We start from the raw sequence: 9,994 nt of genomic DNA on the forward strand, positions 1-9,994 counted from the left end.
GTTCAATGTGCGGCTTATTGGCCAACGGGTGATCGGGGGCCAGGATCAGCCGGACTTCAAAGTCGAACATCGGCGAATAGTGCAGCCCGCTGCGCGGCAGGATGTCCGAGGTCAGCACCAGATCCAGCTCCCCTTGCTGCAAGGCCGGTTGCGGATCGAACGTCACGCCGGATTTGAAATCCATCACCACCTGCGGGAAATAGGAGCGGAAGTTGTCCAACGCCGGCGTGAGCCACTGAATACAGCTGTGGCACTCGATGGCAATGCGCAGCGTGGTTTGATGCGGTTCGTGGCAGGCCTGCAGTGCTTGCTGGATCTGCGGCAATACCTGTTCTGCCAGCTGTAACAGGATCTCCCCCTGAGCGGTAAAGCGCAGCGGCTGGCTTTTACGAACAAACAGCTTAAAGCCCAGACGCTGCTCCAGATCGCTGAACTGATGCGAAAGGGCAGACTGTGTCTGATGAAGCTGTGCGGCGGCGGCGGCCAGGGAGCCGGTATTACGCAGAGCCTGTAGGGTCCGTAAGTGTTTCAGTTCGATCATGAGAGTCCTTCACAGTGACAGTGAAAATATTGCGCTTGTGGATCATACAGTACCTGCGGATTATGGATGTGTAAACATCTGGACGGCTAAATGGGAAATATGACGATGACAATTCTAAATCACACACTGGGTTTTCCACGCGTTGGTCTGCGTCGTGAACTGAAAAAAGCGCAGGAAAGTTACTGGGCAGGTAATTCAACACAGGAAGAGCTGTTGGCGGTTGGCCGCGAGCTGCGCGCTCGTCACTGGCAACAACAACAGCAGGCCGGGGTGGATTTGGTGCCGGTTGGCGATTTCGCCTGGTACGATCACGTGCTGACCACCAGCCTGCTGCTGGGCAACGTCCCGGCGCGCCATCAAAACCAGGATGGCTCGATCGATCTCGATACCCTGTTCCGCATTGGCCGTGGCCGCGCACCCACCGGTGAACCTGCGGCGGCGGCGGAAATGACCAAATGGTTTAACACCAACTATCACTACATGGTGCCTGAGTTCACCCAAGGCCAACAGTTCAAACTGGGCTGGACCCAACTGCTGGATGAAGTTGACGAAGCATTGGCGCTGGGCCACAAAATCAAGCCGGTGCTGTTGGGCCCGGTAACCTATCTGTGGCTGGGCAAGGTGAAGGGTGAGCAGTTCGATCGCCTGTCGCTGCTGAACGATATCCTGCCGGTCTATCAGCAAGTGCTGGCGGAGCTGGCCAAACGCGGCATCGAGTGGGTACAGATCGACGAACCTGCGCTGGTGCTGGAACTGCCTAAAGCCTGGTTGGAGGCCTTTAAACCGGCTTATACCGCGCTGCAAGGCCAGGTCAAACTGCTGCTGACCACCTATTTCGACAGCATTGGCCATAACCTCGACACCATCCGTGAACTGCCGGTGCAGGGGCTACATGTGGATCTGGTCGCAGGCAAAGATGATGCCGCTGCCCTGAACAATGCATTGCCGAAAGAGTGGGTGCTCTCTCTGGGCGTGATCAATGGCCGTAACGTCTGGCGTGCCGATGTAAGCAGCTGGTTTGAACGCTTGCAACCGCTGGTAGGGAGCCGCCCGTTGTGGATTGGCACCTCGTGCTCGCTGCTGCATAGCCCGATCGATCTGAGCGTGGAAAGCCGCCTGGACGAAGAAGTGAAAAGCTGGTTCGCCTTTGCGCTGCAAAAATGTGCCGAGCTGGCGTTGCTGAGTGCGGCGCTGAATGCACCAGGGGCAGATAAACAAGTCAAACTGGATGCCTACAGTGCGCCAATCCGCGCCCGCCGCCAATCCAGCCGCGTGCATAATGCGCAGGTTGGGCAACGCCTGGCAGCCATCACTGCCAAAGACAGCGAACGTCAGCGCCCTTATGAACAACGTGCTCAGGCTCAGCGCGATCGCTTCAACCTGCCAGCCTGGCCAACCACCACCATCGGCTCCTTCCCGCAGACCACCGAAATTCGCGGCCTGCGTCTGGACTTCAAGCAGGGCCGCCTGGATGGGAGCAACTACCGCACCAGCATCGGCGAACATATCAAGCAGGCCATTGCTGAACAGGAACGCCTGGGGCTGGATGTGCTGGTGCACGGCGAAGCCGAGCGTAACGACATGGTGGAATACTTCGGCGAGAACCTGGACGGCTTCGTGTTCACGCAAAACGGCTGGGTACAGAGCTACGGTTCCCGCTGCGTGAAACCACCGGTGATTATTGGCGATATCAGCCGCCCGGAAGCCATCACCGTCGAGTGGGCCAAGTTTGCCCAGTCGCTGACCGACAAGCCGGTGAAAGGCATGTTGACCGGTCCGGTGACCATTCTTTGCTGGTCCTTCCCGCGTGAAGATGTGACCCGCGAGGTGATCGCTAAGCAGATTGCGTTGGCACTGCGTGACGAAGTGGAGGACTTGGAGAAGGCTGGCATTGGCATCATCCAGATTGACGAGCCGGCACTGCGCGAAGGCCTGCCGTTGCGCCAGTCAGATTGGGCCGCGTACCTCGACTGGGCGGTGGATGCCTTTAAACTGAACGCCGCCGTGGCGCAGGACGATACCCAGATCCACACCCACATGTGTTATTGCGAGTTCAACGACATCATGGATTCTATCGCGGCGCTGGATGCCGACGTGATAACCATCGAAACCTCTCGTTCCGATATGGATCTGCTGGAAGCGTTCAAAGAGTTCGACTATCCGAACGAAATCGGGCCGGGCGTTTACGACATCCACTCGCCGAACGTGCCAAGCGTGGAATGGATCGAAGCGCTGCTGCGTAAAGCGGCACAGAATATCCCGGCAGAACGCCTGTGGGTAAACCCGGACTGCGGCCTGAAAACCCGTGGCTGGCCAGAAACCCGCCAGTCACTGGCCAACATGGTGTTAGCGGCTCAACGCCTGCGCGACCAGGTGGTCTGATCCCACCACGCTGTTTTACTCAAGGGCGCTTCGGCGCCCTTTTTTTGTTCTACTCCCGCGCTTTCCTCACCTTGCTCTGGTATGGGGGGAGGGAGCCAGTCCGGAGTCGGTTTCAGGTGCAGAAATCAATCTGTAACAGGTTTGATAGAGAGGATGAATGCAGTAGCTAAGATGTAGCACGTACAGTCCCCTCTCCTGGGGGAGAGGGTTAGGATGAGGGGAATTACTTCACACTCGCGACACCATGCTGGCTGAACCAGGCCAACATACGTTGCCAACCGTCGGCGGAAGCCTCCGCGTTATAGCTTGGCCGATAATCGGCGTGGAAAGCGTGACCGGCTTCTGGATAAACCACGATTTCTGCATCGGCATTGGCCGCACGGATCGCCTGGCGCATGGTTTCCACCGTTTCTTGTGGAATGCTGCCGTCTTGGCCCCCATATAGCCCAAGTACCGGTGCCGAAAGATCGGTGGCGATATCAACCGGATGCTTTGGTGAATTCAAGGTTTTCTCCCCCACCAGCTTGCCGTACCAAGCCACCGCCGCCTTCAACTGTGGATTATGCGCGGCATACAACCAGGTGATGCGCCCGCCCCAGCAGAAACCGGTGATCGCCAACTTGCTGGCGTCGCCGCCGTGGCGTGTTGCCCAGTGCGCGGCATGATCCAGATCGGCCAGTACCTGGCTGTCTGGCACCTTGCTGACCAGCTTTTGCATCAGCTCGCTGATTTCGCTGTACTCTCTGGCATCGCCCTGGCGGAAATAGAGCTCTGGCGCGATGGCCAGATAACCCTGCTTCGCCAGGCGACGGCACAAATCCTGAATGTGCTCATGCACACCAAAGATTTCCTGCACCACCAGCACAATCGGGAACGGCCCTTGGTGATGGGCCGGTTTGGCGATATAGGCCGGCAGATCGTCCCCTTGCGAAGGGATGGTAGTTTCCCCCACGTGAATATCCTGAACATCGGTCAGAATGGTTGAGGTGGCCAGCGGTGCGACGGCCGGGGTAAATCCCCCTTTGGCCTGTTTTAACGTCATTTGTTGTTCTGTTTTCATTGATTGCAGGCTCCATGCGTTAGAGAAAAAGCGCGGCAGTTAACTATAGGCAGATTACCGCTTATTGGCACGGTAAGGCGAATTTTTGCTCAGGCTGGCAACAGGTTGGCGAGAACCGCATGGGGCTAAACGGGCGCAGCATGCGGTCCTCCTACGTATAATTGGTATAAACTGGGTGAATATTGAGGTTACCATTGATGGATTTTGTGATTTAAATCACAAAAATAATGTAGGTGAATTTCTGTTTCTTTATTCAAAGTGATGGTTGTCACGAAATTTAACGGCAATTGTCAGTAGAATCTCTGTTTGTTCCTCCCAAAAACCGTATCCATGAGGAGTCCCCCATGTCTCAGTCTGACGTTTTCCACCTCGGTCTCACTAAAAACGATCTGCAAGGCGCTACGTTGGCCATCGTCCCAGGCGATCCGCAGCGTGTAGAGAAAATTGCCAAGCTGATGGAAAACCCGGTACACCTGGCTTCCCACCGCGAATTTACCTCTTGGCGTGCAGAGCTGGATGGCAAGGCAGTGATCGTGTGCTCAACCGGTATCGGTGGCCCGTCTACCTCTATCGCTGTTGAAGAGTTGGCACAGCTGGGCATCCGTACCTTCCTGCGTATCGGCACGACCGGTGCCATTCAGGCCAATATCAACGTGGGCGATGTGCTGGTGACTACCGCTGCTGTGCGCCTCGACGGTGCCAGCTTGCACTTTGCCCCGATGGAATTCCCGGCAGTGGCGGACTTTGCCTGTACTACTGCGCTGGTTGAAGCCGCCAAGGCCTGCGGTGCTACCACGCATATTGGCGTAACCGCTTCTTCCGATACCTTCTACCCAGGCCAGGAACGTTACGACACCTATTCCGGCCGTGTAGTCAGCCGCTTTAAAGGCTCGATGGAAGAGTGGCAATCGATGGGCGTGATGAACTATGAAATGGAATCCGCCACCCTGCTGACCATGTGCGCCAGCCAAGGCCTGCGTGCGGGGATGGTTGCCGGTGTGATCGTTAACCGCACCCAGCAAGAGATCCCGAATGCAGAAACCATGAAGAAGACCGAAAGCCAGGCAGTGCAAATCGTCGTTGAGGCGGCTCGCCGTCTGCTGTAATCCTCACGCCCTCACCCTGACCCTCTCCCAAAAGGAGAGGGGACTAAACGTGCTACATGTTTAACCACCGTTCTGCCTCACCCAAATACGACCTCTGCACCTGATTACAACACCGAACTAGTTTTGAGAGAGGATCGGGGGAGAGGTAAACAGGGTCGTTTGACGGCCCGTTTCTCCATCTGTTACGGTTATCCCCTCTGCGTCATGCTGCTGGCCTTCTTTTGTTGGTGTTTGCCGATTGCTGGCTGATGTGGCGGCATATCCCGAGACAATCAATGTAAGGACGTCTATGACCGCTCAGATCCTGCTCCATCCTTCACTTGCGCCGTTAGACGGTGGCATCAACTTCCGCGATTTAGGCGGCAACAGCGTGGCCGATGGCCGCCGTATCAAACGCGGGCTGCTGTTTCGTTCCGGCGCTCTGGATCGGTTGAGCGAAAACGACTGTAGCTATCTGGCTCAGATGCCCATGCGTTCGGTGCTGGATTACCGCGACATCGACGAAGTGCAGGCCAAACCTGACGTGCTCTGGTCGGGAGCCGACTATTACCACGTGCCTGCCAATCCGCTCAGCAGCGAAGTTAATGCCAACCTTGAAAAACTTACCGACGAAACGCTGGCCAAGTTTGATGCCCGGGCCTTTATGCTGGAGCTGTACCGCCGCCTGCCGTTCAATAACGGTGCCTATCGCCAACTGGCACAGCTGTTGGCTCAGCCTGAAGGTGGTGCAATTGTGCAGCACTGTGCGGTAGGCAAAGACCGTACCGGAGTCGGATCGGCAATGGTGCTGCTGGCGCTGGGCGCGGATGAGGCTACGGTAATGGAGGACTATCTGCTGACGGAAACCACGCTGGCGAGCTACCGTGATCATATGCTGGGGCAGATCTCTAGCCGCCTGAACGACGCCTCGGTGGCGCAGTTTGCTTATGTACTCAGTGCACGTGAAGAGTTCCTGGCGACCGCGTTGGGCTGCATTCATGAGCAATATGGATCCACCAACCGTTGGTTGGAGGCCGAATATGGGCTGGGGCAAAGTCAGCTCGAGACGTTGCAGGCGCTCTATCTGGAATAACGGCGCCATGTTTAACCGGAGTTTAACCAGTGAGGTAGGGTACTGCGTATCCTTGAGGCCGGATCCGTTGTCAAAAGGAGCAGGCTGTGAACCTCAATGACGTGATTAACTGGGTTAGTGAAATCGTGCGCCAGCATCAAGCCTGGGCGATCCCGATCGTCTTCTTCCTGGCGTTTGGCGAGTCGTTGGCCTTCCTCTCGTTGTTATTGCCTGCCACGGTCATTCTGCTGGGGCTGGGGGCGTTGATCGGCGAGAGCGGCATTGCCTTCTGGCCGATTTGGGCCGCCGCCGCCGCCGGAGCCTTCTTTGGTGACTGGCTCTCCTATTGGGTAGGCTATCACTATCAGGAGCGCGTCGCCCATATGTGGCCGCTGTCACGCAATCCGCAACTGTTGGTGCGTGGCCATGCATTTTTTGAGCGTTGGGGCGTGCTGGGTATCTTCTTTGGGCGCTTCTTCGGGCCGTTGCGCGCCGTGGTGCCGCTGGTGGGGGGCATCTGTGCCATGCCGCAAACCTCGTTCCAAATTGCCAATGTGGCCTCGGCAATGGTCTGGGCCTTCGGCATCCTGGCACCAGGCACCTTCGGTATCAAATGGTTTACCCAGTGGATGGCATGAACCGGCGCCTGCCAATAACCTCATATTTTAATTATTCAACCTGAGAGTGAGAATTCGATCACGAATTTATCCTTATCTGGCGCTTTTTAATTCCCTTATTTTTTTAGCGGTGTTACTTTCCCAACAAGTGGATTGTTACTGTGAATAAACAGGCAAAACCCAAACCCGTCGACATACCAATGTCATGGGTTTGGGTTTTTTTTTGCCCTTAATTTACTTGGCGATCGGCCGATGATTAAAAAATAACCCTATAGGCGTCACTTTTTCACTAAGGAATAATCAATGAAAATTAAAACCTGGCTGCTGGCCTCCGTACTTGCCGTTTCCTCTGCTGCGGCCTTCAACGCAGCTGCCGCGGAAAGCGACAGCGTCGATATTTATTTTGCCCGCCACGGTAAAACGCTGCTCAATACCTACGATCGCGTGCAGGGCTGGGCTGACTCACCGCTGACACCCGCCGGGATCGAAACCGCGCGCTATCTGGGGGCCGGTTTGAAGGGGATCCCTTTCGATAGCTTCTACACCAGCGACGCTGGCCGCCAGCGTGAAACGATGCAGGTGATCCTCAAGGAAATGGGTAAGCCGGATGCCAAGGTCACGGAACTGACCGACCTGCGCGAAATGTTCTTTGGCGGTTTTGAAGGGCGCCCTAACGCCGAGATGGCCGGTGCTGCTGCCAAGCAACTGGGCCTGGCCTCTGGTGCTGAGATGTTCAAGCAGATGGGCGAAGGTAAGATCAGCCTGATCCCGATGGTGGATGCCATCACGCAAAGTGATGACAAGAAAGAGGCGGAAAGCGCGCTGCAGGTCAAAACCCGTATGCAACGAGCCTTGCATACCATGGCGCAGAATGCCGTAAAGAATGGGGATAAAAACATCCTGGCGGTCTCTTCTGGGCTCTCGATGCAGATGATGATTTCTGATATGACCGATAACCCGAACAAAAATAAGCCACTGACTAATGCGGCAGTCGTCAAGATGACTTATAAAGACGGAAAATATACCGTAACCGATATTGGCGATATGACTTATGTCGCTAAAGGGAAAGCGTTACTAAATAAAGCACCTTGATTATTACCCAATAAAAATAACTCACCCTTTTGGCTCGGGGATATTATCTGAGGCGATAGCATATCGCCTCGGCAGGGATTTTCTATACCTTTTTCGGGGATAACAATAATGAAACGTTCTGCTGTAAGCTGTCTGGTCGCTATTTCGCTATTCTCCACCACCGCTCAGGCCAGCATTGATGACGTCCTGGATTCACCCTTTTTCAGCGACAGCCACGCTGAACTTTCGCTGAAAAACTACTGGAAGTATCTCAAGGAGGATGCCGCCAACCCAAAAGAGGTGCATAACGCCTGGGGGCAAGGGTTGGCGCTGGGCTATCAGTCCGGCTATCTGGCGGACTTTATCGGCGTGAACCTCGATTACTACAGCGCGGTAAAACTGGGTGCCAGCGATTACTTCAATACTCGTGGGGTGCTGTATAACAACGGCCCCGGCAACAGCAAAGAGAATGCTGCCGGCTACAGCAAGGTGGGCCAACGCTATATCAAGCTGAAAGGTGATGTGGGTGGCGCGGCGCTGAATGCGCAGGCTGGCTGGCAGGTATTGCGTAACTATGGCGTGATTTCCACCTCAACCCGTCTATCTCCTACGACTTACCTGGGTTGGTCTGGGGGCGTGTCCGGTGCCGGGCTCTCTTTGCGCGGCGCGTATGTTGAACGTTCTATGGATCGTAACTCCCCTGACAGCCTGCGTTTGCAGACCAACGATGGCCGCTATATCAACCATCTTGCCAGCGCGGAGTTGGGCTATGAGAATAAACAATTTAATGGGCAACTGGCCTATGGGGAATCTCAAGACTATTTACGCCGCCAGATCTTGCGCGTGGGTTACAAAGCCAATGAGAAACTCAGCCTGGGCAGCCAGATTTATACCACTCAGGCGCTGGATGACTATAAACAGATGGCGCTGAGCAAGCGCAACTTCGATCATAACGCCAACCACTATGCGCTGGATGCCAAATGGCAGGAGCCGCTATGGAGCGTCAAGGTTGGCATCGCCCATACGCGGGCACCGAAGGGTGACGGTCAGCTTGGCTTCTACCCGCGCCACATGTCAAAAAACTCACGCGGCACCTTTACCTCCATGGCTTATGCCGGTGAAGACTATATGCGCGATGGCGAAACCATGCTGGCCACCATGGCCGAATACCGCATCACACCTGAGTTTACCGCCGGGCTGGCGGGCAACATGGGCCAGTTCAGCTATCAAGGTGCCGCGGTGCGTACCGGTGAGATCAACGTCTTTGGCCGCTGGGCTCCCTCCCATCCCAAGCTGAAAAACCTGACGGTATTCGCCATGGCCGGGCCGGGTTGGTCTTATAAGAACAGCAATAAAACGCCGATACTGGTGGATGGGCATTCCCAGACTTCCCACTCGCTGTCCGGCGAGTTTATCGCCGAATATCGCTTCAAACTGTTTTAACCTGCCTTATCAGCGCGGTGCCTCCGTGGTGCCGTGCTCACTTCTGCATAAAAACAGACTGGACATCCATACAGGCTCCCTTTAACGTGGCAGGCAATGGGCGCAATACGCGCCGCAGGCGCATGCATGTATGACAGGAGGCAGGGTGGATACCAGTCTGATTTACGGTATTGGTGGTGTGGCGATAGGTTTACTGCTGGGGTGGCTGCTCGCCAGCCTGCGTGCGCAGCAGCACGGTGCGCAACATGAAACCGACCTGCGTCTGCTGGAACAGTCTTTACAGCAGGCACAGCTTGAAACGGCCTCCCGCCAAGAGACGCTGCAACGCCACGAACAACTGCTGCGGCAGAACGATCTGGAATTGCGCACCCTGCACAGCCAACTGGCCGCCGGGCAGGAGAGGCTGCAACAGCTCAACCATTGGCGCAATGAATGTGAATTACTGAACCAGGAGCTACGAGCGCAGCGTGAAGTTAACAGCGCGCAGGAAGCCGAACTGCGTGAGGTGACGATCCGCCTGGAAGAGACCCGCATGGCCGCAGAAGAGAAGCAGCGGCTGTTGATTAGCAGTGAACAGCGCCTGACCACCCAGTTTGAGAACCTGGCCAACCGCATTTTCGAAAACAGCGGCCGCAAGGTGGATGAGCAAAATAAGCAAAGCCTGGATCGCCTGTTGCTGCCGTTACGCGAGCAGTTGGACGGTTTCCGCCGCCAGGTGCAGGA

At 55.8% G+C, this 9,994-nt stretch carries 8 protein-coding genes and 1 pseudogene; 7 read left to right on the top strand and 2 right to left on the bottom strand.

Annotation, left to right across the window (positions count from 1 at the left end; translation table 11 throughout):
• A partial coding sequence (locus ACLQ7H_RS02005; protein ID WP_411751222.1) for a LysR substrate-binding domain-containing protein occupies nucleotides 1-541 on the bottom strand: 541 nt, incomplete at its 3' end.
• A gap of 105 nt (nucleotides 542-646) precedes the next feature.
• Here ACLQ7H_RS02005 and metE point away from each other — a divergent pair.
• Complete coding sequence (metE, locus tag ACLQ7H_RS02010) at nucleotides 647-2,923, top strand: 5-methyltetrahydropteroyltriglutamate--homocysteine S-methyltransferase (RefSeq protein ID WP_411751223.1); 2,277 nt, start codon at nucleotides 647-649, stop codon at nucleotides 2,921-2,923.
• 223 nt (nucleotides 2,924-3,146) lie between these two features.
• On the opposite strand, the gene ACLQ7H_RS02015 is transcribed toward metE, so the two are convergent.
• Nucleotides 3,147-3,983 (bottom strand): dienelactone hydrolase family protein, encoded by an 837-nt coding sequence (locus ACLQ7H_RS02015; RefSeq protein WP_411751224.1) that lies wholly within the window; start codon nucleotides 3,981-3,983, stop codon nucleotides 3,147-3,149.
• Nucleotides 3,984-4,327: 344 nt separating this feature from the next.
• Between ACLQ7H_RS02015 and udp the strand changes: the two genes are divergently transcribed.
• From udp to ACLQ7H_RS02045, 6 genes and pseudogenes are all read left to right on the top strand, one after another.
• Nucleotides 4,328-5,089 (top strand): uridine phosphorylase, encoded by a 762-nt coding sequence (udp, locus tag ACLQ7H_RS02020; RefSeq protein WP_024485456.1) that lies wholly within the window; start codon nucleotides 4,328-4,330, stop codon nucleotides 5,087-5,089.
• 289 nt (nucleotides 5,090-5,378) lie between these two features.
• The gene (locus tag ACLQ7H_RS02025; protein WP_411751225.1) at nucleotides 5,379-6,161 is read left to right on the top strand and encodes a tyrosine-protein phosphatase; all 783 of its coding nucleotides are present in this window, start codon (nucleotides 5,379-5,381) and stop codon (nucleotides 6,159-6,161) included.
• Between the two features lie 86 nt (nucleotides 6,162-6,247).
• A complete protein-coding gene (locus ACLQ7H_RS02030) occupies nucleotides 6,248-6,778 on the top strand; it encodes a DedA family protein (RefSeq protein WP_411751226.1) in 531 nt (176 codons plus the stop codon).
• Between the two features lie 288 nt (nucleotides 6,779-7,066).
• Nucleotides 7,067-7,849, top strand: a complete 783-nt coding sequence (locus tag ACLQ7H_RS02035) for a histidine phosphatase family protein (protein WP_411751228.1) — start codon at nucleotides 7,067-7,069, stop codon at nucleotides 7,847-7,849.
• 108 nt (nucleotides 7,850-7,957) lie between these two features.
• The gene (locus ACLQ7H_RS02040) at nucleotides 7,958-9,271 is read left to right on the top strand and encodes an OprD family outer membrane porin (protein ID WP_411751227.1); all 1,314 of its coding nucleotides are present in this window, start codon (nucleotides 7,958-7,960) and stop codon (nucleotides 9,269-9,271) included.
• A gap of 145 nt (nucleotides 9,272-9,416) precedes the next feature.
• Nucleotides 9,417-9,994 (top strand): annotated as a pseudogene (locus ACLQ7H_RS02045) (DNA recombination protein RmuC); the annotation flags it as partial.

The sequence above is a fragment of the Serratia sp. (in: enterobacteria) genome (assembly GCF_046715635.1).
Lineage (GTDB): Bacteria > Pseudomonadota > Gammaproteobacteria > Enterobacterales > Enterobacteriaceae > Chania.

What these genes read in the sequence shown, in the direction of transcription:
- ACLQ7H_RS02015 (WP_411751224.1), bottom strand. Translation starts at nt 3,983, where the DNA reads ATGAAAACAGAACAACAAATGACGTTAAAACAGGCCAAAGGGGGATTT.
- udp (WP_024485456.1), top strand. Translation starts at nt 4,328, where the DNA reads ATGTCTCAGTCTGACGTTTTCCACCTCGGTCTCACTAAAAACGATCTG.
- metE (WP_411751223.1), top strand. Translation starts at nt 647, where the DNA reads ATGACAATTCTAAATCACACACTGGGTTTTCCACGCGTTGGTCTGCGT.
- ACLQ7H_RS02040 (WP_411751227.1), top strand. Translation starts at nt 7,958, where the DNA reads ATGAAACGTTCTGCTGTAAGCTGTCTGGTCGCTATTTCGCTATTCTCC.
- ACLQ7H_RS02025 (WP_411751225.1), top strand. Translation starts at nt 5,379, where the DNA reads ATGACCGCTCAGATCCTGCTCCATCCTTCACTTGCGCCGTTAGACGGT.